General features: G+C 67.4%; 19 protein-coding genes. 8 read left to right on the top strand and 11 right to left on the bottom strand.

From position 1 onward, the window contains the following. Positions 1–9: 9 nt before the first annotated feature. The 5 genes from ftsH to dacB all read right to left on the bottom strand — a co-directional run bounded on the left by ftsH (position 10) and on the right by dacB (position 6,760). Positions 10–2,079: an ATP-dependent zinc metalloprotease FtsH gene (gene ftsH, locus RCH15_RS07295; RefSeq protein WP_326959516.1), complete on the bottom strand. Its 2,070-nt coding sequence runs from the start codon at positions 2,077–2,079 to the stop codon at positions 10–12. A 210-nt stretch (positions 2,080–2,289) separates the two neighbouring features. Then, positions 2,290–2,841: a hypoxanthine phosphoribosyltransferase gene (gene hpt / locus RCH15_RS07290; RefSeq protein WP_024366624.1), complete on the bottom strand. Its 552-nt coding sequence runs from the start codon at positions 2,839–2,841 to the stop codon at positions 2,290–2,292. 30 nt (positions 2,842–2,871) lie between these two features. Further along, positions 2,872–3,909, bottom strand: coding sequence for a tRNA lysidine(34) synthetase TilS (tilS, locus tag RCH15_RS07285; RefSeq protein ID WP_326959690.1), 1,038 nt, complete (start codon positions 3,907–3,909; stop codon positions 2,872–2,874). Positions 3,910–3,989: 80 nt separating this feature from the next. Beyond that, positions 3,990–5,108, bottom strand: coding sequence for a zinc-dependent metalloprotease (locus RCH15_RS07280; RefSeq protein WP_326959513.1), 1,119 nt, complete (start codon positions 5,106–5,108; stop codon positions 3,990–3,992). A 149-nt stretch (positions 5,109–5,257) separates the two neighbouring features. Further along, on the bottom strand, positions 5,258–6,760 hold the full coding sequence (gene dacB / locus RCH15_RS07275) for a D-alanyl-D-alanine carboxypeptidase/D-alanyl-D-alanine endopeptidase (protein WP_409017118.1): 1,503 nt from the start codon (positions 6,758–6,760) through the stop codon (positions 5,258–5,260). A 155-nt stretch (positions 6,761–6,915) separates the two neighbouring features. Here dacB and RCH15_RS07270 point away from each other — a divergent pair, with 155 nt between their 5' ends. After that, a complete protein-coding gene (locus RCH15_RS07270; RefSeq protein ID WP_326959686.1) occupies positions 6,916–7,404 on the top strand; it encodes an inorganic diphosphatase in 489 nt (162 codons plus the stop codon). Positions 7,405–7,516: 112 nt separating this feature from the next. After that, the gene (locus RCH15_RS07265) at positions 7,517–8,842 is read left to right on the top strand and encodes a carboxylesterase family protein (protein ID WP_326959511.1); all 1,326 of its coding nucleotides are present in this window, start codon (positions 7,517–7,519) and stop codon (positions 8,840–8,842) included. A gap of 365 nt (positions 8,843–9,207) precedes the next feature. Here the strand turns inward: RCH15_RS07265 and RCH15_RS07260 are convergent, their stop codons facing one another. Further along, positions 9,208–11,595 carry a phosphoketolase family protein gene (locus tag RCH15_RS07260; RefSeq protein WP_326959509.1) on the bottom strand — a complete coding sequence of 796 codons (2,388 nt, stop codon included), beginning with the start codon at positions 11,593–11,595 and terminating at the stop codon, positions 9,208–9,210. A gap of 214 nt (positions 11,596–11,809) precedes the next feature. Between RCH15_RS07260 and RCH15_RS07255 the strand changes: the two genes are divergently transcribed. Next, positions 11,810–12,409, top strand: a complete 600-nt coding sequence (locus tag RCH15_RS07255; protein ID WP_326959507.1) for a MarR family transcriptional regulator — start codon at positions 11,810–11,812, stop codon at positions 12,407–12,409. A 30-nt stretch (positions 12,410–12,439) separates the two neighbouring features. Here the strand turns inward: RCH15_RS07255 and RCH15_RS07250 are convergent, their stop codons facing one another. Then, positions 12,440–13,312 (bottom strand): HAD family hydrolase, encoded by an 873-nt coding sequence (locus RCH15_RS07250; protein WP_326959505.1) that lies wholly within the window; start codon positions 13,310–13,312, stop codon positions 12,440–12,442. 86 nt (positions 13,313–13,398) lie between these two features. Next, a complete protein-coding gene (gene serS / locus RCH15_RS07245; RefSeq protein WP_326959503.1) occupies positions 13,399–14,679 on the bottom strand; it encodes a serine--tRNA ligase in 1,281 nt (426 codons plus the stop codon). 78 nt (positions 14,680–14,757) lie between these two features. Here serS and RCH15_RS07240 point away from each other — a divergent pair, with 78 nt between their 5' ends. After that, positions 14,758–15,822, top strand: coding sequence for a diacylglycerol/lipid kinase family protein (locus tag RCH15_RS07240; RefSeq protein WP_326959501.1), 1,065 nt, complete (start codon positions 14,758–14,760; stop codon positions 15,820–15,822). On the opposite strand, the gene RCH15_RS07235 is transcribed toward RCH15_RS07240, so the two are convergent. The 3 genes from RCH15_RS07235 to RCH15_RS07225 form a co-directional block, all read right to left on the bottom strand. Continuing rightward, the gene (locus tag RCH15_RS07235; protein ID WP_326959499.1) at positions 15,819–16,040 is read right to left on the bottom strand and encodes a hypothetical protein; all 222 of its coding nucleotides are present in this window, start codon (positions 16,038–16,040) and stop codon (positions 15,819–15,821) included. The two genes, RCH15_RS07240 and RCH15_RS07235, sit on opposite strands and share 4 nt — an antisense overlap. Before the next feature lie 99 nt (positions 16,041–16,139). Next, positions 16,140–17,120: a prephenate dehydratase gene (gene pheA, locus RCH15_RS07230; protein ID WP_326959497.1), complete on the bottom strand. Its 981-nt coding sequence runs from the start codon at positions 17,118–17,120 to the stop codon at positions 16,140–16,142. 18 nt (positions 17,121–17,138) lie between these two features. Beyond that, positions 17,139–17,465: a rhodanese-like domain-containing protein gene (locus RCH15_RS07225; protein ID WP_326959495.1), complete on the bottom strand. Its 327-nt coding sequence runs from the start codon at positions 17,463–17,465 to the stop codon at positions 17,139–17,141. 205 nt (positions 17,466–17,670) lie between these two features. Here RCH15_RS07225 and RCH15_RS07220 point away from each other — a divergent pair, with 205 nt between their 5' ends. The 4 genes from RCH15_RS07220 to RCH15_RS07205 all read left to right on the top strand — a co-directional run bounded on the left by RCH15_RS07220 (position 17,671) and on the right by RCH15_RS07205 (position 22,757). Further along, entirely contained in the window at positions 17,671–19,110 is a 1,440-nt protein-coding gene (locus RCH15_RS07220; RefSeq protein WP_326959494.1) for an amidase, read from the top strand. A gap of 122 nt (positions 19,111–19,232) precedes the next feature. Further along, a complete protein-coding gene (locus RCH15_RS07215; RefSeq protein ID WP_326959493.1) occupies positions 19,233–20,345 on the top strand; it encodes an alcohol dehydrogenase catalytic domain-containing protein in 1,113 nt (370 codons plus the stop codon). Between the two features lie 92 nt (positions 20,346–20,437). Next, positions 20,438–21,907, top strand: coding sequence for a peptide MFS transporter (locus tag RCH15_RS07210; RefSeq protein ID WP_326959491.1), 1,470 nt, complete (start codon positions 20,438–20,440; stop codon positions 21,905–21,907). 4 nt (positions 21,908–21,911) lie between these two features. Then, complete coding sequence (locus RCH15_RS07205) at positions 21,912–22,757, top strand: phosphotransferase (RefSeq protein ID WP_326959489.1); 846 nt, start codon at positions 21,912–21,914, stop codon at positions 22,755–22,757. Positions 22,758–22,759 lie beyond the last annotated feature (2 nt).

Here is a 22,759-nt window from a genome sequence, read left to right as displayed (position 1 = left end):
TGCAGAAGCCTAGCCGGGATGGCCGTCAGGCCCGAGATCCGTTACACCGCCCTGGAACGGCTCCTGTCCGGTAACGACACCCTGGGCGTGCGGCGGGAAGGTATCCAGGGGCTCTTCAAGGCGGGCCTCCTTGGCTTCTTCCTGTGCCTCGCGTTCGGCCTTCTCCCGGCGGGACTCGACCGGCCCGACGTTCTGGATGGGGCGGGTCTCCTTGGACAGCCAGATCTCGCGGAAATCGCGCTTGCGGATGTGGGTGAAGACCTGGGCGATTTCGGCCTGGTTCAGCGTTTCGCGTTCCAGCAGTTCAAGGGCCAGCTGGTCCAGGACGTCACGGTTTTCAATCAGGATGGCGTAGGCCTCGTCGTGGGCACCCTCGATGAGGCGGCGGACTTCCTCATCGACGATGTACGCGATCTGGTCGGAGTAGTTGCGCTCGTGGCCGGCGTCGCGGCCCAGGAACGGTTCCCCGCCGCCCTGGCCGAGCCGCACCGCGCCGACGCGTTCGCTCATGCCGAACTCGGTGACCATTTTGCGGGCGATCCCGGTGGCTTTTTCGATGTCGTTGGACGCGCCGGTGGACGGGTCGTGGAAGACGAGCTCCTCCGCGACACGGCCGCCCATGGCGTAGGCCATCTGATCGAGCAGTTCGTTGCGGGTTACGGAGTATTTGTCGTTCTCCGGAACCACCATGGTGTAGCCCAGGGCGCGGCCGCGGGGCAGGATGGTGATCTTGGTGACCGGGGCCGAATTCCGCAGCGCGGCCGCCACCAGGGCGTGTCCGCCCTCGTGGTAGGCGGTCACTTTGCGCTCGTGCTCTTTCATGACGCGGCTGCGTTTCTGCGGGCCGGCCATGACACGGTCGATGGCCTCGTCAAGGGCGCGGTCATCGATCAGGTTGGCATTCGAGCGGGCCGTCAGCAGCGCCGCCTCGTTGAGGACGTTGGCCAGGTCCGCGCCGGTGTAGCCGGGGGTCTTCTTGGCCACGGCCTTGAGGTCCACTCCGGGAGCCATCGGTTTGCCCTTGGCGTGGACCTTGAGGATCTGGTCGCGGCCGATGAGGTCGGGGGCTTCGACCGAGATCTGCCGGTCGAAGCGGCCCGGCCGGAGCAGGGCCGGGTCGAGAACGTCGGGGCGGTTGGTGGCGGCGATCAGGATGACGTTGGTTTTAACGTCAAAGCCGTCCATTTCGACGAGCAGCTGGTTGAGGGTCTGTTCGCGCTCGTCGTTGCCGCCGCCGATGCCCGCACCGCGGTGGCGGCCGACGGCGTCGATCTCATCCACGAAGATGATGGCCGGTGCGTTGGCTTTGGCCTGTTCGAACAGGTCGCGGACGCGGGAGGCGCCGACGCCGACGAACATCTCGACGAAGTCCGAACCGGAGATGGAGAAGAACGGAACGCCGGCCTCACCGGCGACGGCGCGGGCCAGCAGGGTTTTGCCGGTACCGGGAGGTCCGTAGAGCAGCACGCCCTTGGGAATTTTGGCGCCTACAGCCTGGAACTTCGCCGGTTCCTGAAGGAATTCCTTGATTTCTTCGAGTTCCTCGACGGCCTCGTCAGCCCCGGCGACGTCGCCGAAGGTGACCTGTGGCATGTCCTTATTAACCAGCTTGGCTTTGGACTTGCCGAACTGCATGACCTTGGATCCGCCGCCCTGCATCCGAGAAAGCAGGAACCAAAAGAGGACGCCGAGTAGGAGTACCGGGATCAGGAGGGAGAACAGTCCGGCCAACCAGTTGCTCTCAACCGGCTGGTCGGTGTAGCCGCTCGGAGGGCGGGCGCCGGTGACGGCCTTAACGACGTCGGCGGCGCGGGCGTTGACGTAGTAGAACTGAATGTTCTTGCCCTTGTCCTGGCCGTCAACCTGCAGGTTATCCTTCAGGACCAAGTCCACACGGTTTTCCGCGTCGAAGATTTTGGCCTGTTCAACCTTGCCGCCGTCGGTCAGCAGCGCAAGTCCCTTGTCGGTGTCGATCCGGGCCGAACCGCCCGGGGACAGGGTGGCAAAGGCCAGCAGGAGCATGCCAATTACTACGACAATCCAGATGCCCGGGCCCTTGAAGAAACTCTTAGCTTTCATCTGTGCGGGGCAGGCCCCGTCCCTCCTGGTAGTGCTGCACGGCGACCGATCTGCGCGCGTGTGGTGCTGCGTCAGTGTCTAGCTATACACCGTCGCTGTAGCTCACGCACGGTGAAGTCCAAAAGTTCCCTGAGGGCGTAGCGGCGCCGGGCAGGACCGCCCTGGTGCTGGACCTGGGGGTCCTGTCCCGCCGTGCGCCGCGGCGGACCGCTACTCGTAGACGTGCGGCGCGAGGGTGCCCACGAAGTCCAGGTTGCGGTACTTCTCGGCGTAGTCCAGGCCGTACCCGACCACGAATTCGTTGGGGATGTCGTAGCCGACGTACTTGACGTCGATCTGGACTTTCGCGGCTGTGGGCTTGCGGAACGCGGTGCAGATTTCCACGGAGGCCGTGCCCCGGGATTCCAGGTTGGTCTTGAGCCAGGACAGGGTCAGCCCGGAGTCAATGATGTCTTCGACGATCAGGACATCCTTGCCCATGAGGTCGGTGTCGAGGTCCTTGAGGATGCGGACCACGCCGGAGGACTGCGTTCCGGACCCATAGGACGAGACGGCCATCCAGTCCATGGACACGTGGCTGTGAAGGGCGCGGGCGAGGTCGGCCATGACCATCACAGCGCCCTTAAGCACGCCGACGATCAGCAGATCGCGGCCTTCGTAGTCCTTGTCGATCTGGGCAGCGAGTTCGGTGATCCGGGACTGAATCTGCTCCTTGGAGTACAGAACATGCTTGAGATCTGACTGGACGTCGTTTGAATCCACCAATAACTCCTGTGTAGATGCGGGGGGCAACTATAATTTGGGCGGTTTTTGAGGCCGGAATACAAGCTTCCCACAGCGGGCCGCCTCGCGGGGAACACCGCCGGGGCCGGGCCGCCCTTCGGCGATGAGCTGCGCAAGGGAGAGCCGGTAGACACTGACGGCGCCGGGGAGCTCCACCGGGCCCGCGGACCCCTGCCGGCGGAGCAATGCTTCCGCGGCCAGCAGCCGCTGGTAGCTGGGCTGCTGGCCTCCGACGGCGGCCGCGGCCTTGGCGATGACGCGGAACCGGACGGCGGGCGCGAGCCCGCGGAGCGCGTCCTCGGGGAGGCTGATCGTGGCGCCGGAATGCTCCCGCAGCCCCAGATAGGCCTCCTGCGCCACGTCCTCGAGGTAATCGGCGTCGAGCTGCAGGATGGCGGCGGTCCGCGCGAGCGATTCGGCCACCCCCGGGCCGAGCTTGTCCTCAAGCAACGGCAGCACTTCGACGCGGGTCCGGGACCTCGCGAACGCCGGATCCGCGTTGCTCGGATCATGCCACGGATCCAGCCCTTCCGCCTCGCAGATAGCGAGGGTGTCCGCGCGGCGCAGCCCGAGAAACGGCCGCAGCAGGGGTCCGCGGGCCGGCCGCATGCCCGCCAGGGACCGCGTTCCGGAGCCGCGGGCCAGCCCCAGCAGCACCTGTTCTGCCTGGTCATCCAGGGTGTGGCCGAGCAGGATGGCGGCCGCCCCGGTGTCCGCGGCGGCGGCCTCCAGGGCCGCGTGCCGGGCGTCCCGCGCGGCGGCCTCCGGACCCATTCCCGTGGACGCGACCTCCACGGTCCTGAGCTGGACGGGCGCGAGGCCCAGGTCCCGCAGCGCTGCCACCGCAACGGCTGCGACGTCGGCGGAACCGGGCTGCAGCTGGTGGTCAACGACGGCGGCGCCCACGGAAAGGGGGTGACCGTCCACGTGCCCGCGGCGGGCGAAGTAGGCCGCGGCGGCGGCGAGGGCCAGCGAGTCGGGTCCGCCGCTGCAAGCCACCAGGATCCGTTCCGGGTAGCCTGCGTCGGCCAGCGCGTCCTGCACCATTTTCCGTGCTGTGCCGACGACGGGCGCGAGCCGGCCGGGCCGGCGTCGTCCGCGGGAGACGGGACTGGAGGTCACGGGATCTAGTGCCCCATCCGGTCGAGCCAGAGGCGGGAGTTGTGGATTTCGTTCTCGGTCGGAAGGTGCTCCGCTGACTCCCATACCTTGTTGAAACCCTCCATGCCGGCCACGTCCACCACTTCACGAACGAATTTTGACCCGTCGGTGTATTGGCGCATTTTGGCGTCGAGTCCGAGCAGGTTGCGGATGAATTTCTCGATCACGCCGCGGTCCGCAGACCGGGTATTGAAGCGCTGCCGGATGGTTTTAACGGACGGCACGATGCTCGCGTCCACCGCGTCCATCACCACGTTGGCGTGACCTTCGAGCAGGCTCATCAGAGCGGTCAGGCGGGAGATTGCCGCCTTCTCCTCGGGGTTTTGCAGCAGGTCAAGGACGGCGCCACGGCTGGGCGCGGCGCCGGAGGCGGTGCGGTCCTTGAGCGATTTCGCCGCCGCGGTGGCCCGTTCCATCAACGAGTCGACATTGCCGAGCAGCTGGCCGCTGAGGCTCTCGATCTCGTCCAGCATGTGGTGCCGCAACCAGGGAGCGGCGGCGAACTGCACCCGGTGGGTCTGTTCGTGGAGGCAGACCCAGAGCCGGAAATCCTCGGGTTCGACGTTGATCTCACGCTCAACCGAGAGGATGTTCGGAGCCACGAGAAGCAGGCGGCCGGCGGCCGGGGCTGTGGAGTCCTCGGCCAGGGCGGAGAAGGGGTCATACTGGCCCAGGACTTTGCTGGAGAGGAACGCCAGGATGGCGCCGAGCTGGCTGCCGGTGATGGCCCCACTGACGCTGGCCGCGCCGGGGTTGAGGGTGCCGCGGCGGCCCTCAACCATCTTTTCCATCGCAGGTTTGAGCATGACGGCAAAGCTCTGGGTGTTTGCCTTGGACCAGGAGGCCCGGTCCACCACCAGGACCGAGGAGTCGCGAAGGTCCCGGGCAGCCTCGAGTCCTGTGATGTCGTGGACGTGCGGCACGGAAATGTCCGCCATGAGCCGCAGGTTCTCCACCGCGGCGCCGATTTCGGCTGCTCCCAGGGTGGGCCCGGCCGGTGTCAGCCGTGCGGCGGTGGAAGCGGCAAGTTCCCAGTTGATCAGGGCTTGGGCTTGGACTGATGTCTCGCTGGCAGAGGACTCCATAGGCTCCATCAGATCACAGGGGACTGACAATCCGCCCTTAATTCGTCGGCTGGCGAACGGGCCAACCATGCCGGCCAATTCGACGGTTCCCTGCCGGCCGGACGTTCACAGACATCGAGTGCGCAGGGAACCGTCGAAACGGCGCAGCTTTAGCGGCAGCCGCAGCCTGCCAGGACGGAAGCGGTGCGGTCCAGCGCTGCCTTGTTGGCCGCGCCGGGGGTCAGGCCATTACCGAGAAAGGAAAACACCAGGAGCCGTCCGTCGGCGTCGACGACGTAGCCGCTCAGGGCGGTCACGGTGTTCAGCGTTCCGGTCTTGGCCCGGACCAGGCCCGCCCCGCGTGCGGTCGCCGCGTCGACATACCGGTCAGCGAGGGTTCCGGTGAGGCCGGCGATGGGAAACCCGGCCAGGCCGGCGCGCAGCCTGGCATCCGCGCCGGAGGTGATGGCCCGGACCACGCCGGCGAGCTGCCGGGCGGAGACCTGGTTGGCCAGCGCAAGTCCTGAGACGTCGGCAGCGCGGAGGGTGTCCGCGGGGATGTCGAGCTCCTCCAGCTGCTGCAGCACCGCCGCGACGGCGCCGTCGTTGCTGCCGGGTTTTCCGGCCGCGATCGCCGCCATCCGGCCGATGGTTTCGGCGAGGTAATTGTCCGAGGTCCGCAGCAACAGGTCCACTTGCTGGCCTACCGTGGCGGACTGGACCTCGGCCAGGACCGTGGCCGCGGCGCCGCCGGAATCCGTCGCGGCCGGCACCCTGACCACGCCGGGCGCCACCGTCAGCCCGGCGGGGGCGGCTGCGGCGGAGAGCTGGACGGAAAACGCCTCCGCGGCGCTCATCGCGGCGTCCGGGGGGCGGGGCCCGGTGGTCTTGGCGGGGTCGAAGCGGGCCGAGTTCAGGGCCAGCGGGAACAACGGCGCCATTTCGCCGGCGGCAACGTCCTCGAGGTTCCAGGCCGGGTTCAGGGCGGGCCCGGTGAAGAGGGAATCATCCAGTTGCACGCTCAGGGGCACCGAGACGCCGTCGTCCTTGAGGGCACGGACGGTAGCCTGCGCCAGGGTGGCGAGCCCGGCATGGCCGAGCACGGCGCCGGGCACCGATTCGCCGGAACCCAGGAGAACGTCACCACCGCCGGTGAGCACCACCGTTCCGGGGGCGGCACCCGCCACCGTCCGGGTGCTGAAGCGGCGCTCCGGGCCCAGCAGGCGCAGAGCCGCGGCGGCGGTGAGCAGTTTCATGTTCGAGGCGGGGACGCGGGGCGCGTCGCCGGAACGGTCGAAGAGCACCTCCCCGGTGGCGGCGTCCTGCACGACGCCGGTGAAGCTTCCGGCGCCGTCGGTCGTGAGGGTTTTGTTGAGCTGGGCAGCAAGGGGGCCCGGCGCCGGGACGGGGGCGGCGACGGCGAGCGGCTCGACGCCGGCCGGGGCGCCGCCGGGGCCGCCGCGGGGGTCCAGCGTGCTGGGAATCTGTTGCCAGGCCGGGGTGGCCGGCGCGGCGGAGCTGGAGGGCGCCGGGCTGAGGAAGCCCGGCGCGAGGGCGACGCCGGCGGGTAGGGCGAGCATCGCGGCCAGCAGTGCCGGGAACAGCCGTGGGAAGCTCCGCCGCAGCGGCCCGGCAACCGGGCCCGCGCCGGAGCGGCTTGTTCTGCGTCTCATGCTGCTATTGGTCCTTCGTCCTGAAATGTCCCCGCTAGTTCCTGAAACCTGGGCCGCTCGCTATATCCTCAATAGTAGTCGGCGGCACCGGCAGCATCTTGTGTGTGCCGCGCACCCCCGAACCGCGCACCCCTGAACTCGTCAAGGAGCAGCCCATGAAGCACGACGTGACCATCGAGATCCCCAAGGGATCCCGCGTTAAGTACGAAGTCGACCACGAAACGGGACGCGTCCGCCTGGACCGTGTCCTGTTCACCTCCATGCAGTACCCCACCCACTACGGGTTCTTCGAAAACACCCTGGGCGAAGACGGCGATCCGCTGGATGCACTGGTCCTTCTGCAGGACTTTGATCTGCACCCCGGCGTCATCGTCGAGTCGCGCCCCATCGGTGTGTTCAACATGACCGATGACGGCGGCGGCGATGCGAAGGTGCTCTGCGTCCCGGCCGACACCCGCTTCGATCACATCAATGAGATCAGCGACGTCAGCGAATTCTTGATCAAGGAGATCGAGCACTTCTTCACCCGCTACAAGGACCTGGAGCCGGGCAAGTGGGTCAAGGCCGAGGGCTGGGGCGACCGCGCAGCGGCCGAGGCCGAGCTTGAGGCGTCCATCAAGCGGTTCGTTCCCCACACGCACTAAGGTTCCTCACCACCGTTCCTCCACCACGCGGGGTCACCCACCGCCCATCCGTCCGACGGATCCGGGCCGTGCGTGATCCCGCGTCGGCATTTAAGTATGAAATCGTTGGCGTATGAACGACGTGCCTGCTTTCAATCCCCCCTGCGGTCCGGTCACCGGATGGCGGAACGTCCCGGTGGTGCGCGCCACCGGAATCCCCTATGCGACGGCGGGACGTTTCCAGCCGCCAACGGCTGCGCCGGACCGGACCGAAGTGCTGGCAGCCACATCACTTTCCCCCGCCTGCCCGCAGGCGCCGGTTCCGTTCCTGGATGACATTCTGGGCACCCGCTACGGGGAACTTCCCGGCAGCGAGGACTGCCAGCGGCTCTCGATCACCCTGCCGGCGGACCTAGGTGCGGACGAACGCCTTCCCGTGATGGTGTGGCTGCACGGCGGGTCCTACACCTCCGGCTCCGGGGACCTGGCGATCTTTGACCCTACGGCGCTGGTGGCCGAGAACCGGGTCATCGTGGTCTCCGTGACCTACCGCCTGGGCTTGTTCGGCTACCTGGCCACCGGCGCCGGCCGGCCGGCGAACCTCGGTCTGCTGGACCAGCTCGAGGCGTTCCGCTGGGTCCGGCGCAACATCAGCGCCTTCGGCGGCGACCCCCAAAACGTCACAGCCTTCGGGCAGTCCGCGGGCGGTGACGCCGTCGCGCACTTGATGGCAACGCCGGAAGCCCCCGACCTCTTCCGCCGTGCCATTATTCAGAGCGCACCGCTGGGCATCACCCGGGGACGGCAGAAGATGAGCGCCGCCATGGGCATCGCCGCGGAAAAGGTCACCGAAGACACTCCCGCGATGGACGTGGTGGAGGTCGAAGAACACGTGTCGCAGGTGGCCCGGAAGTTCGGGCTGATCGCGGCCATGCCGTTCGGCACCCAGTACGGGCACGCCCCCCTGCCGCCGGAGTCGGACATCGAGGAGGCCTGGAACGCCACCGCCCCCGGCATTGAAGTGCTGATCGGCCACACCTCCGAGGAGGCCCGGATGTTCCTGCCGCGCAACCCCGCCGTCAGCCGCCTGGCCAGGATCCCGGTGCTCGGCACCGCCGCCGTCCGCGCCATCAACTGGGGCGTGACCGAGGCGGTGTACGGCAGGGCTGCCAGGAAGTTCGCCCGGCGGCACGCCCGGGCCGGCGGCACAGCATACAGCTATGTGCTGTCCTGGGCCGCACCGGGAAATGTGTACGGTGCCGCGCACACCGTGGACCTGCCTTTGCTCTTCGGCAACGAAATCACGTGGGCAGGAGCCGGGCTGCTCAAGGGCGCCAGCTGGAAGGACATCGACGCGCAGGGCCGCGAGCTGCGCGCGATATGGGCCCGCTTCGCCTCCGGGGAGGCCCTGGCAAGCCGCGGCGGAATTCCCGGTACCCTGCGCTACCGGTCGGTCTAGGGCGAAGGAACGGCCGATCCCATGCCCGGGTCCCCTGATCCCCGGCGCCGTCAACCGGCGGGCCGACGGCCGTGAAGACCCTCGGTGTCGACCTCGCCGCGGCCACCAAAAAGACCGCGCCCCGCCGTCCTCGAATGGGGCGGGAGCGCCGCCCGCTTGACGCACCTGGCGCTCGACGTCGACGACAAGGAGATTGTGCGGCTCTTCGGCGTGAGCGACATGACCGGGATCGACTGCCCGGTCTGCGCCCCGGCGCCGGAGATGTCCGGGCCGCCCGGACCGAAGGCTGGATCCATCTGCCCCTCGGCGGCCTGTCCGCGCTCAGCGTCTCCGGGCCGGAGCCGCGCTCCCGGCCGCAGCGGCGCTCAGCCGCGGCTAAGGGTCCAGCCGCTGATCTCCGCGGCGTCCTCGCCGTGGACCCGGGTGTGGTTGTGCGCCCGGATCCGCCGGTCCTGCAGTGACTGGCGCAACAGCGAATGCCGTTCCGCCAGCCCCGGCACCCGGTCGATCGCGTCGATCGCCAGCTGGTAGCGGTCAATGCCGTTGAGCATCGCCATGTCGAACGGCGTCGTGGTGGTGCCCTCCTCCTTGTAGCCGCGCACGTGCAGGCCTTCCTGGTTGGTGCGGCGGTAGGCCAGCCGGTGAATCAGCGACGGGTAGCCGTGGTAAGCGAAAATGATCGGCCGGTCGGCAGTGAAGATGCCGTCGAAGTCCCGGGAAGTCAGGCCGTGCGGGTGTTCGGCGGCGTCCTGGAGCCGCATCAGGTCCACTACGTTCACCACCCGGATTTTCAGTCCCGGCGCGCCCTGCTTGAGCAGTTCCGCCGCTGCGACGGTTTCCACCGTGGGAACGTCCCCCGCGCAGGCCAGCACGACGTCGGGCTCTTCACCGGGGACCTCCGAACCGGCAAACTCCCAGATTCCCAGGCCGCGCTGGCAGTGGTGGGCGGCGTCAGCCGGTCCCAGCCAGGTGGGCGAGGGCTGCTTGCCGCTGACAACGATGTTGACGTAATCCCGTGACCGGAGGCAGTGCTCCATCACGGAGAGCAGGGTGTTGGCGTCCGGCGGCAGGTAGACGCGGATGACCTCGGACTTTTTGTTCACCGCGTGGTCTATGAAACCGGGGTCCTGGTGCGAGAAGCCGTTGTGGTCCTGCTGCCACACGTGCGAGGAGAGCACGTAGTTCAGCGAGGCCACGGGCCGGCGCCACGGCAGGTCCCGGGAGACTTTGAGCCACTTGGCATGCTGGTTGAACATCGAGTCGACGATGTGGATGAAGGCCTCATAGCAGCTGAAGACACCGTGCCGGCCGGTCAGCAGGTAGCCTTCCAGCCAGCCCTGGCAGAGGTGTTCGCTCAGAACCTCCATCACCCGCCCGGCGCGGGCCAGATGTTCGTCTACTTCTTCGATCCGGGACTGCCAGACCTTGTCCGTGACCTCATAGACATCCTGCAGCCGGTTGGAGGCGGTCTCGTCCGGACCGAACAGTCGGAATGACTCCGGGTTGAGAGCTATGACGTCCCGCAGCCAGGATCCCAGGGTGACCATGGCACTGACCCGCTCCGCGCCAGGCTGCGCGACTGGCACGGCGTAATCCTCGTACTTCGGCAGCTTCAGGTCGCGGAGCAGGACGCCGCCGTTCGCGAACGGCGTTGCACTCATCCGCAGTTCCCCGGCGGGGGCATTGGCCGCGACATCCGGCCGCAGGCGTCCGGCGTCGTCGAAGAGTTCCTCCGGTCGATAGGATTCGAGCCACTCCCCCAGCATTGCCAGGTGGTCGGGGTTGGTGCGCACCTCGGACAGCGGCACCTGGTGGCTGCGCCAGGTGCCTTCCACCTGCAGCCCGTCAACGGTTTTGGGGCCGGTCCAGCCCTTGGGCGAGCGCAGCACGATCATCGGCCACGCGACGGCGGCCGGATCCGCTCCGCCTGCCCGTTGCCCGGCCTGGATCGTCTGGATTTCGGCCAGGCAGCTGTCCAGGGCTGCGGCGAAATCCCGATGGGCTGCGGTGGTGTCCTTCGGATCCGTGACGGTCACGAAGTGCGGTTCGTGTCCGTAGCCGCGGATCAGCTGCCCCAGCTGCGCTTCGGGCATGCGCGCCAGGATTGTGGGGTTGGCAATTTTGTAGCCGTTCAGGTGCAGGATGGGCAGCACGGCGCCATCGTGCACCGGGTCCAGGAAGTTGTGCGAATGCCAACTCGCGGCCAGCGGCCCGGTTTCGGCCTCGCCGTCGCCGATCACGACGGCGGTAATCAGGTCCGGGTTGTCGAAGACGGAGCCGTACGCGTGGGCCAGGGCGTAGCCGAGCTCGCCGCCTTCGTTGATGGACCCCGGCGTCTCGGGGGCGGCGTGGCTGGGGATCCCGCCAGGGTAGGAGAACTGCCGGAAGAGCTCAGCAAGGCCCTCCCCGTCGGGGCCCACGTTGCTGTAGATCTCCGAGTACGTGCCCTCCAGCCAGGCATTGGCGACCACTGCGGGGCCGCCGTGGCCGGGCCCGGCAACGAACAGCATTTTCTGGCTGTCCCGGCGGATGACCCGGTTCAGGTGGGCATAGACAAAGTTCAGGCCGGGAGTGGTGCCCCAGTGGCCCAGCAGCCGCGACTTGGTGTCGGCGGCGCTCAGGGGGTCGCGCAACAGCGGGTTCGAGCGAAGATAGATCTGCCCCACGGCCAGGTAGTTCGCGGCCCGCCACCAACGGTCCACGAGATCCAGGTCCGCCGCGTCTATTCGGCCACCATTTGTGTCACTTTTCACTGCAGTTCTCGTTTCCCTCGGGCCGCCGTCGGTGGCGCAGCCTCCATCGCAACATCTCCCGGCAGTTAGGGCAACCCGGGGGGAGCCACTTCTGGGGCCGAAGCCTGGCTGCTGCGGGGGTTATCGGTGGCCCGGCCGTAGCCCTGCCCGCCAGGGAATGCGGCGGGACTGGGACATTTGCCACGCATTTACCAACGGGTAGTGTGGATTCAGAATGTTCACGCTGACCATCAACCAAACCGACAGCCGGCGCGACGGCGACTGCGTGCCGCAGCTCCTCAAGGACCTGCGGCACATTCCGGCGCGCCTCGATTTTGACCGCTCCGTGGAGGACGAGGTCCAGGGCATCGTGGACTGCCCACGCCAGGCTGTCGAAGCGGCGATGATTGCCCTGCGGACCGGCAGCTGGTACGTCGGCATCGGCGTCGGGCCCGTCAACGAGCCCCTGCCGAACCAGATCAAAGACGCCTCCGGCCACGGATTGATCTATGCCCGCCGCGCCGTCGACCGGCTCCGCAACGGCAAGGACCGCATTCCGGTGGCGGTGGAGGGCCCGCTGGCCGAGCTGGCAGCGGAGGCCGAGGCCGTGCTGCGCTTGCTGGGGCACATTGTGCACGACCGGAGCCCGGCGGAATGGCGGGTCCTGGACCTGCTGACCCCCGGCGTCCGCGGACAGCAGAAAACCGTCGCCGAAGAACTCGGAATCACCACCCAGGCGGTCAGCAAGGCCGTGGCCCGGGCGCAGTGGAACGAGGAACACGCGGCGCGGCCCGCCGCGGCCCGGCTTTTAGGCCTGATCCTCGAAGTGCGCTGACAGCACGCCCGACCGTTGACGGCCCGGCGGTTAGAGCAGCAGACTCCGCAGCACGTGGGCGGCGCCATCGTCAAAAACGGAGTGGGTAACCTCGTCCGCGGCGGCGATGACTTCCTGCGGCGCCTGGCCCATGGCGACGCCGCGGGCGGCCCAGGTCAGCATCTCAATGTCGTTGCGGCCGTCGCCGACGGCCACCGTACGGTGCGCCTCAATGCTCAGCCGGGCCCGGAGGTGCTCAAGTGCACTCGCTTTGGTCACCCCTGCGGCGGCGATGTCCAGCCATGCCGTCCACCCCACCGAATACGTAACACCGGCCAGGCCGATATGGCGGATGGCGGTGTTGAACTCCTCGGGGGTGTTCTCGGAACTGAAGACCACAACGCGCACGGCCGTGGCTTCGAGCATGGTCTGGAAGTCGACGCCGATGGCCTCGACACCGAAGCTGGCGTCCTGGAAACGCTCGGTGGAGAGAAAGTTTCCGTCCGCGTCTTCCAAGGCGTATTTGGCCGAGGGCAGCCGCTTGCGCAATGCCCGCAGCGCGGGGCCCGGATCGAAGGTCGCCTTGTGCACAACTTCGTAGCCGTCGGAAAGGCTGGGATCCAGCCTCAGGGTGACTCCGCCGTTGGAGCACACGGCGTAACCGTTTTCGATGCCGATGTGCTCAATGATGGGCAGGGTCGCGTTGAGCGATCGGCCGGTCGCGATGGTGACATGGTGTCCCGCTGCCACGACGTCCTGGGCGGCTTCCCGGACGGGAACGGACATGTGGCCGTCATGGTCCACCAGGGTGCCGTCGACGTCGAGCGCAACCATCAGCTTATGGGCTGCGGTGTTCGTGTTGTTTCGGTTGTTCTCTCGCCGGTCATCGTTGCCGGCGACTGAGGTTTCAGTCAATGTTGTCATCCAATAAGTAGAGCAGACACCCCCGGCCGCCGCTAGGACGCAGGCCACAGCGCACGGTGAATCCGGGGTGAACAGCTGTTGACGGCTCAGATGACGGGAAAGACCGTCATCCCGCCAAGGTATTTCTGCAGCGCCTGCGGAATGTTGACGGAGCCGTCCGGGTTCTGGTGGTGCTCCAGAATGGCCACGATCCAACGGGTGGTGGCCAGGGTGCCGTTAAGTGTGGCGACGGCCCGGGTGCCCTTCGATGCCCCGTCCCCGTTAAGCACACGTTCACGGATGTTCAGCCGGCGGGCCTGGAAGGTGGTGCAGTTGGAGGTCGAGGTCAGCTCACGGTAGGCGCCCTGCGTCGGAACCCAGGCCTCGCAGTCGAACTTGCGGGCTGCGGAGTTTCCGAGGTCCCCGGCAGCGGTATCAATTACCCGGTAGGGTAGTTCGCACTTGGCGAGCATCTCCTCTTCCCAGGCCAGCAGCCGGGCGTGCTCGGCCGCCGCCTCCTCGAGGGTGGTGTAGATGAACATCTCCACCTTGTTGAACTGATGCACGCGGATAATCCCGCGGGTGTCCTTGCCGTGCGAGCCGGCTTCCCGGCGGTAGCAGGAGCTCTGACCGGCGTAGCGGATGGGGCCGCCGGAGAGGTCCAGGATTTCGTCCGCGTGGTACCCGGCCAGCGCCACCTCAGAGGTGCCCACCAGGTACAGGTCGTCCTCGGCGAGCCGGTAGATTTCAGCGTCATGCTTGACGTCGAACCCGGTGCCCTGCATGGTTTCCGGCCGGACCAGGGTGGGGGTGATCATCGGCACGAAGCCGGCATCGATCGCCTGCTCCATGGCCATCTGCAGCAACGCCATTTCCAGCCGGGCGCCGGCACCGCGCAGGAAGTAGAACCGCGAACCAGAAACCTTGGCGCCGCGTTCCATGTCGATGGCGCCGATCAGCTCACCGATTTCCAAGTGGTCTTTGGGCTCGAAATCCGGGAATTCCCTGGGGGTGCCGACGGTTTTGACCACGATGTAGTCATCCTCGCCGCCTGCGGGCACACCGTCCTCGATGAGGTTGGGAATCCCGCGCAGGAGTTCCTCGTGGGCGGCCTGTGCGGTGTCTGCCTCCGCGGACGCGGCCTTGACCTCGCCTGCCAGGACCTTGACCTCCGCCAGCAGGGCTTGTTTCTCCTCGCCTTTGGCCTGCGCCACCTTCTTACCGAAGGCATTCTGCTCGGCCCTGAGGTTTTCAAAGCGGATGAGGGCGGCACGCCGGGACGAATCCGCGGAGATGATCGCGTCCACCACGGATTCGTCGGCACCGCGGGCGCGCTGGCTGGCCCGGAACTTATCCGGATTTTCGCTGAGGTCTTTTACATCGATCACCTGACAAGAGTATCCAATCCGGCCGCCGTTGCCGGGCAAACAGGCCCATGGCCAGCGGCGGGATAGTGTGGGAGCACCATGCGCGACTGGCTGCTCTATCTCGTTATCGCTGGAGTCCTGGCCTTTGCCCTCTCCAGTTGGTGGGGAGTGCGCAAGCTCAAAGCCCGGCACACCCGCAGCGCCGTGTGGGAGGAAACCCACAGCCCGGGCCTCGGCCAGCAGAAGGTGGCCGTGGTGATGAATCCGATCAAGTCCCGCTCGGACGAGGCCCGCGGCCTGATTGAGGATGCCTGCGCAGCTGCCGGTTGGATGCCGCCGCGGTTTTTTGACACCACCGCTGAGGACCCCGGTTTCTCGCAGGCGAGGGCAGCCGTGGAATACGGTGCCGACGTCGTCCTCGTGGGCGGCGGTGACGGCACCGTCAGGGTCGTAGCTGACATCCTTGCCGGCACGGACACCGCCATGGGCCTGATACCGCTCGGCACCGGAAACCTGCTGGCCCGTAATATCCATCTGGCGGTGGGTGACCTGCACGCAAATATCGAGACCGCGTTGTTCGGGCACCAGCGATTCATCGACACGGCCCGGATGCGGGTGGAGAATTCCCGGACCGGCACCTCAGCGGAACACACGTTCCTGGTCATTGCCGGCATTGGCATGGACGCAGAAGTGGTGGGGGACACCAGCGATGGACTCAAAAGAGCGGTGGGCTGGCTGGCTTACACCGAGGCCGGTGTGCGCCATCTTCCCGGCCGCCGCAAGAAGGTCTCCATCTCGCTGGACGGCCAGCCGCACCAGAGCCGGAAGATCCGCAGCGTGCTGTTCGCCAACTGCGGCCTGATCCCCGGCGGGATCGACTTCATACCTCAAGCCATGATCGACGACGGAATGCTCGACGTCGTGGTCATGAGCCCGCGCAGCGCGATTGGCTGGCTGGCGATGTACTGGAAGATTGTCCTTAAGCACAAGCGAAACCTGCCGGTGATGACGTATTACCGGTCGGGTCAGATCACCATCCGCTGCGCGGAACCAATGGCTACACAGGTGGACGGCGATCCCACCGGCGCCGCGACGAAGGTCACCGTCCAGGTGGCCCCCGGCTCGCTGCTCGTCCGGGTTAGGGACGGCAGCGAGGCGGTTTAGGCGCTGGCCTCGTTCTTCGCGTCGGCAGCCTTTTTTGCCTCGGCTGCGGCTTTGGCAGCGCGCGCCTCGGACTGCTCGCGGATCATTGCCTGCTCCTCTTCGAAGCGCAGCCGGTCTGCACGGTCGGCGTCGTCCCCGTCCCAGTCCTGATTGTCAGCGGTCGGCTTGGGATTCACGATCATTCCCTGGCCGTCATTTTCTAGGCTGGTATCTGCCATGACCTGCTCCTGCTCCCTCGGTTGAGGACTTCCCCAATATGGATCAGGCAAGCATACGCACAGTTTCAGAAGGGCGGAAGCGCCCCGTGTGGCTTTTGCCTACGCTGTGGGCGAAGCTTTCGTCAGATATTCCGGGACCACAGATGCTCCGGACAGTATGTCTTTGACCCAGGCATGCGCGGCCCGGAACGCCTGGTCCGAGGTGTGCGGCTCCACGACGGTCCGGTGTCCGTCGGCGCGGCCATAGGAACCCAGGAAGCGGGTGGCCGGGCTGATCCGGTGCAAACCTGCCAGGGCATCCGCCATCCGGGCGTCCGCGACGTGGCCGTCCGCGTCGATGCTGAAGAAGTAATGGCCCAGGTACTGGCCGGTGGGCCGGGACTCAATCCGGCTGAGGTTCACTCCGCGGGTGGCGAACTGGTCGAGGATTTCCATCAGCGCGCCCGGGCGGTCTTCCGGCAGGGGCACCACCACCGTGGTCTTGTCCGCGCCCGTTGGCTCCGGCAGTTGACCGGGCCGTCCGACCAACACAAAGCGGGTGACTGCCCCCGGGTTATCGCCGATGTCTTCCGCCAGCACGGTCAGGCCCGGCTGCTCGGCGGCCACGATCGGGGCGCAGATGGCGGCGTCGTAGTGGACGCCATCCTCCAGCAGTCCCATGGCCGCAGCTGCAGTGGAAGACCCCGGAACGTATTCCGCATCGGGAATGTTATTTTCGGCCCAGAGCCTGCACTGCGCCCAGGCGTGGCCATGGGTGGAAATCCGCCGGATGTCCTCGATCCGGATACCGGCCCGGGCCACCAGGACAAAACTGATCGGCACCAAGGCCTCGCGCAGGATCCGCAGTTCCTGTCCTGTGGCTATGGCATCGAGGGTGGCGGTGACGCCGCCCTCCACGGAGTTCTCGATGGGCACCATGGCTGCGTCGGCGGAACCGTCCCGGACCTTGTCCAGCGCCGCGTTGACGTTCGACGCGGGCACGCGGGTGGCTTCCGCCGCGTCTGGTACCTGCATCAGGGCCGCCTCGGTGAAGGTGCCCGCGGGTCCGAGAAAGGTGTAGGTGAGGGGTGAGGCGGGCATCGGCGCTTCTTTCTTTGACTACAGGATGACGGGCTTGAGTCCGTTGTCGGACACCAGCGGCATTCCGGCTTCCAGCCACTGGTCCATCCCACCGGCCACATTCAGGGCGGAATACCCCTGTCCGCAGAGCCACTGGGCAGCACGGAAAGAACGGCCGCCGGTGCGGCAAATAACGAAGAGATCCTCGTCCGGGTCCAGATCCTCGATCCGGGCGGGAAGCTGGTCCAATGGGATGTGCAGGGCTCCGGCGGCGTGCCCCGCCACCCACTCGTAGTCTTCGCGGACATCGAGGATTTTGGCCCCGTCAGGGATGTCGGAAACGGTCACGGTGTCGAAGTCGCTCATGGTCGTCCTTCCATGGAATGTTTGGCTCTGCCCTTAGCGTATCGCCAGCCGCCCGTGCCGCACCCTCGGCCGGCAGCACGTTACGCTGTGGGGATGGTGCACAGGAGACCCCCGGCTACTGATCCGCGCACCATCCCGGCAGCCCCCATCCGCCCGCGCCACCAGCGGACATGTTCCGCCGGGGAAGAGCCGGGGCCGCGGCGCCGTGCCTGAAATCCATGAACTTCCGGCCGTGGAGCTCCGGAACGCCCTGCGCAGGGGTGAGCTCTCCTCCCGGCAGGCGACTGCACACTATCTGGACCGGATTGCGGCGGAAAACCCGCATCTTGGCGCATTCATTACGGTCACAGCCGAGCAGGCCCTGCTGGCCGCGGCGGCTGCGGACGAAGCCCACGTCAGGTCCGCCCGCGAGGGAAGCGAACCGGCGCTGCTGCATGGAATGCCGGTCGCTTTCAAAGACCTTACGGACGTCGCCGGCGTCGTGACCTCGCACGGCAGCGCCGCCCTGGACCACAAGCCGGCGCTGACCGACAGCGCGATCGTCGGCCGGCTCAGGCAGGCGGGCGTGGTCTCGCTGGGAAAAACCCAGGTCCCGGAGTTCGGGCTCACGGCTTACAGCGAGAACCGGATCGCGCCGCCGTCGCGGAACCCGTATGCCCTCAGCCGCAGCTCGGGCGGGTCCACCGGCGGAAGCGCCGCTGCGGTGGCCGCCGGGCTGATTCCCTTCGCGCCCGGCTCCGACGGTGGCGGTTCGGTCCGCATTCCGGCCGCCGCCTGCGGACTGGTGGGGCTCAAACCGGGACGCGGCCTCGTCCCCGCCGGTGAAAGCACCGGCGACCCGGCCGGCCTGGTGGTGTCCGGGCCGCTGGCGCGATCCGCGGCGGACGCCGCCCTGCTCCTCGATGCGCTGGTCCCTGCCCCGCCCCGTAGTTCCGCTGCCCCCGCGGTCAGCTACCTAGCCCTGGCCGCGCAGCAACCGGCTAAACTCCGGATCGGCGTCACCCTGGCGAGCCCCTGGCAAAGGATCTTCCCGTTCACCCCGGAGCCCGAGGCACTCGATGCCCTCGCCGAGGGCATCCGCCTGCTCGAAGCGGCCGGCCACGAGACCGCGGACGCCGTCATTCACTACGACAACCGGTACCCGGCTGCCTTTACGACGGCGTGGACCGCCGCCGTCGGCGATGCCCGGATCGCGCCACAGCGTGAGGCGCTCCTGACCCCGCTGACCCGCACCTTCCGGCGCCGGGCCCAGCAACGCGGACCCGCGGCGCGGGCCGAAGCGCTGAGCTTCCTGCGCCAGTTCCAGCACGACACCATCGCCCAGTACGCTGCCTGGGATCTGATGCTTATGCCTGCGCTGGCCCAGACACCCCGCCCGGTGGGCTGGTTTACCGGAACGGCTCACGGGATCGGGTACTGGCCGGCGGCCGAATGGGCCGGGGACGCCGACGGCGACTACCGCAAGCAGTGCGAGTACGCACCGTGGTCGTCTCTGGTGAACGTCTGTGGACTGCCGGCAATCAGCATCCCGGTGCACTGGACCGGCGGGGCAAGGGGTGCCGGACTGCCGATGGGTGTGCAGCTGATCGGGCCGATGGGTTCCGAGGCGTTGTTGCTGCAGCTGGCCACGCAGCTGGGTTTCTAACCCCCGCCGCACGGTCAGCGGGTGAATTCGCGGGCCTGGGCCGCTACGGTTTAGCTGAGCAGGTCAGGACATGTCCAGTCTGGAACTTCCCGGACGGGAAACTTCCCATACGAGAGGGATCGATGAAGATCACCGGTGCAGTACTTGAGGAAATCGGCCGCCCGCGGCCGTTCGCGGACTCCAGGCCCATCACCATCTCCGAGTTGGAGTTGGCCGGTCCCGGACCCACCGAGATCCTGGTGAGGATCGAAGCCGCCGGCATCTGCCACTCGGACTTGAGCGTCGTGGACGGCAACCGGGTGCGTCCGGTGCCCATGCTGCTGGGCCATGAGGCTGCCGGACGCGTCGTCGAGGTGGGCCCGGAGGTCACGGACCTGGTGCCGGGCCAGCGCGTGGTGATGTCATTTCTGCCCCGCTGCGAAGAGTGCGAAAACTGCGCCGAAGACGGCCGGCTCCCCTGCACCGCGGGCTCCAAGAGCAACGGTGAAGGCACCCTCCTGCACGGGTCGATGCGGCTGAGCCGCGGCGGCGCTAACATCTACCACCACCTGGGGGTTTCGGGCTTCGCCACACACGCCGTCGTGGACCGCGCCTCTGCGGTGCCGGTGGGTGATGACATTCCGGCGGACATCGCCGCCGTCCTCGGCTGCGCCGTCCTGACCGGAGGCGGCGCTGTCCTCAACGCGGCCCGGCCCCGTCCCCAGGACAGCGTAATGGTCGTGGGGCTCGGCGGTGTCGGGATGGCCGCACTGATCACAGCCGTCTCCCAGGGGGTCTCGCGGATTGTCGCCGTGGACACGCTCGAGCAGAAACTCGAGCATGCGCGCCGCCTGGGCGCCCACGAGACTTACACCCCGCAGCAGGTTTTGGCGGATGGCGTCAAAGCCCGGTATGTGATCGAGTGCGCCGGAAACCCTCGGGCCTTCGAAACCGCGTTCGCCGCCACCGCGGTGGGCGGAACCACGATCACCGCCGGCCTGCCGCACCCGGACGCCCGGGCCCAGATCTCGCCGCTGACCGTCACCGCCGAGGCCAGGACCATCGTGGGCAGCTACCTCGGTTCTGCCGTGCCGGCCCGGGACATTCCGAAGTACGCGCAGCTCTGGCGGGAGGGCAAACTGCCCGTCGAGGAGCTGATCTCGGCGCGCATCGCGCTTGCGGACATCAACCAGGCCATGGACCAGCTGGCCGACGGGAAGGCGGTCCGCCAGGTCATCATGTTCGACGCCGGGTAGCGCGCCCGGCCCGGCGACACATTCCGGCGCTTGACTTGCTCCGGGGCGACGTCAATGTGACAATCCCGCGCCACACTGTCAGCATTAAGTAAATGAGCTCTACCCATCTCACCGATCCCCCCGCTCCAACGCCGGGCGATACGTCCTTTTTCGGCCATCCAAAGATGCTGGCCAGCCTCTTTTCCGTGGAAATGTGGGAGCGCTTCTCCTTCTACGGCATGCAGGGAATCCTGCTTTACTACATGTACTTCACGGCCGCCCAGGGCGGTCTGGAGATAGAGCAGGGGCTGGCCGCCAGCCTCGTCGGCGCCTACGGCGGCGGCGTGTACCTCTCCACGATCCTGGGTGCCTGGCTCGCTGACCGGCTCTTCGGTTCTGAAAAGGTGCTGTTTGGTTCCGCCGTCATGATCATGGCCGGACATATTGCCCTCGCCCTCGTGCCGGGCATTCCCGGTTTGATCGCCGGCCTGGTGCTGGTGGGCGTCGGTTCCGGCGGCCTGAAAGCCAACGCCACCGCCCTGGTGGGAAGCCTCTACCGGGAAAACGACGAACGCCGCGACGCCGGATTCTCCATCTTCTATATGGGCATCAACGCCGGCGCGCTCATCGGCCCCCTGGTCACCGGCTGGCTGCAGGTGAGCCAGGGGTTCCACTGGGGCTTCGGCGCTGCCGCCGTCGGCATGGCCGTGGGACTGGCCATCTACGCGATGGGCCGCAAGAACCTGCCAGAAGAAGCGCACCGGGTGCATAACCCGCTCCCCGCCGCCCAGCGCAGCAAGTACGGGCTGCGCTTCGCCGGCATCGCCGTGGTCATCGCCGTGCTGCTCGCCACCGGCATTGTCAACGCAGGCAACCTGGCCATGTCCATGGCGTACGCGGCAATCGCCGCGTCGGTTCTCTACTTTGCGCTGATCTTCAGCAGCAAGTTGGTTAACGGCACCGAACGCCGCCGGGTGGCAGCCTTCATCCCCTTATACGCCGCCTCGGCTGCCTTCTGGGCCCTGTTCCAGCAGCAATTCACATTTATCGCCGTGTACTCGGAGGAGAAGCTGGACCGTAACCTCTTCGGCTGGGAGATGCCGGCCGCCTGGGTCCAGTCGATCAACCCGGTGTTCATCATCATCTTCGCGGGTGTCCTGGCTGCCGTATGGACCCGGCTGGGCAACAGGCAGCCCGGTTCGGCACTGAAATTCTCGATCGGTCTCTTCGTGATGGGCCTCGCGTTCCTGGCGTTCATCCCGCTGACCGGCGCTGGCAAGACCCCGCTGCTGGCACTGGTCGGAATCCTGTTCCTGTTCACTCTGGCGGAACTGTTCCTGTCCCCCATCGGCTTGTCCGTGACCACCAAGCTGGCTCCGGAGGCCTTCCGCACCCAGATGGTGGCGCTGTTTTTCCTCTCCGTCTCATTGGGCACCACGCTGGCGGGCATCCTGGCCGGGCTGTACAACCCGCAGGATGAACTCCCGTATTTCATCGGCATCGGCGGCACGGCGATACTGCTGGCGGTCGGCCTCGCCGTGGCTTCGCCTGCCATCAAGAAGCTGATGGGCGGCGTACGCTGACCCGATGAGCTCCAGGCACCGCGCACCGGTTGCGTCCCGCGTCTACGTCCCCGCCGCGGGCGAGGCGTCCGACGTCGAGCAGATGCCGGCGGGCGATGTCACCGAAGGTGTGGTGCGGGTCGGCGGGACCATCCGCCGCCCGCACCAGCCGCAGTCCCTGGCCGTGGCCGCATACCTCGACTGGCTGGAGGACGCCGGGTTCGCCGGTTCCCCGCGCTTTCTGGGCCGGGACGCCGAGGGCAGGGACGCGCTGACCTTCCTGCCCGGGCAGTGCGCTGGTGCCGTCCCGGAGCTGTGGGTCCAGTCCGAGGAGCTGCTTGTCTCCGTCGCGCAGCTGCTGCGACGCCTGCACCAAGCCTCGGCCGGGTTCGCGCCGGCGGAGCACCCGTTTCCACCCCGGCCGGTCAGCCAGGATCCTGCCGAGTTGGTCTGCCATCTGGACGTCACCCCGCAAAACGTGGTGGTCCAGTGCGGCCGCGCCGCCGGCCTGGTGGACTTTGACCTCGCCGGGCCCACAACGGCCCTGAAGGATTCCTTCAACACCGCCATGCACTGGGTGCCGCTCCGGGATCCGGCCGACCACTGGCCTGGCTGGGAGGGAACGGACCCGTTCCGGCGGCTGCGGATCTTCGCCGACGCGTACGGCTGGACAGCCACACAACGCCGACGGGTGCCCGCCGCCGGAATTGCGGCGACGGCCCTGAGCTACCAGCGGATGGAACACAACGCCCAGGTTTTGGGCGGCGGCTGGGCCCGGATGTGGAACGAGGGCGTGGGCGGGCTCATCCTGCGCCGCCGCAGATGGCTGGAAGCCAACGCGGAAAAGCTGGCGGGCGTGCTGCTCGAGTAGGT

Source organism: Arthrobacter sp. MP_M4 (genome assembly GCF_035984855.1).
GTDB lineage: Bacteria > Actinomycetota > Actinomycetes > Actinomycetales > Micrococcaceae > Arthrobacter.
The sequence above is the reverse complement of the archived record's forward strand: the minus strand, read 5'-3'. Positions and strand labels throughout refer to the sequence as shown.

Excerpts from the sequence above, each read along its gene's own strand:
- ftsH (WP_326959516.1), bottom strand. The coding sequence starts at position 2,079 with ATGAAAGCTAAGAGTTTCTTCAAGGGCCCGGGCATCTGGATTGTCGTA.
- tilS (WP_326959690.1), bottom strand. The coding sequence starts at position 3,909 with ATGGTGCAGGACGCGCTGGCCGACGCAGGCTACCCGGAACGGATCCTG.
- RCH15_RS07280 (WP_326959513.1), bottom strand. The coding sequence starts at position 5,108 with ATGGAGTCCTCTGCCAGCGAGACATCAGTCCAAGCCCAAGCCCTGATC.
- dacB (WP_409017118.1), bottom strand. The coding sequence starts at position 6,760 with ATGAGACGCAGAACAAGCCGCTCCGGCGCGGGCCCGGTTGCCGGGCCG.
- RCH15_RS07270 (WP_326959686.1), top strand. The coding sequence starts at position 6,916 with ATGAAGCACGACGTGACCATCGAGATCCCCAAGGGATCCCGCGTTAAG.
- RCH15_RS07265 (WP_326959511.1), top strand. The coding sequence starts at position 7,517 with ATGAACGACGTGCCTGCTTTCAATCCCCCCTGCGGTCCGGTCACCGGA.
- RCH15_RS07255 (WP_326959507.1), top strand. The coding sequence starts at position 11,810 with ATGTTCACGCTGACCATCAACCAAACCGACAGCCGGCGCGACGGCGAC.
- RCH15_RS07250 (WP_326959505.1), bottom strand. The coding sequence starts at position 13,312 with ATGACAACATTGACTGAAACCTCAGTCGCCGGCAACGATGACCGGCGA.
- RCH15_RS07240 (WP_326959501.1), top strand. The coding sequence starts at position 14,758 with ATGCGCGACTGGCTGCTCTATCTCGTTATCGCTGGAGTCCTGGCCTTT.
- RCH15_RS07235 (WP_326959499.1), bottom strand. The coding sequence starts at position 16,040 with ATGGCAGATACCAGCCTAGAAAATGACGGCCAGGGAATGATCGTGAAT.
- pheA (WP_326959497.1), bottom strand. The coding sequence starts at position 17,120 with ATGCCCGCCTCACCCCTCACCTACACCTTTCTCGGACCCGCGGGCACC.
- RCH15_RS07225 (WP_326959495.1), bottom strand. The coding sequence starts at position 17,465 with ATGAGCGACTTCGACACCGTGACCGTTTCCGACATCCCTGACGGGGCC.
- RCH15_RS07215 (WP_326959493.1), top strand. The coding sequence starts at position 19,233 with ATGAAGATCACCGGTGCAGTACTTGAGGAAATCGGCCGCCCGCGGCCG.
- RCH15_RS07210 (WP_326959491.1), top strand. The coding sequence starts at position 20,438 with ATGAGCTCTACCCATCTCACCGATCCCCCCGCTCCAACGCCGGGCGAT.
- RCH15_RS07205 (WP_326959489.1), top strand. The coding sequence starts at position 21,912 with ATGAGCTCCAGGCACCGCGCACCGGTTGCGTCCCGCGTCTACGTCCCC.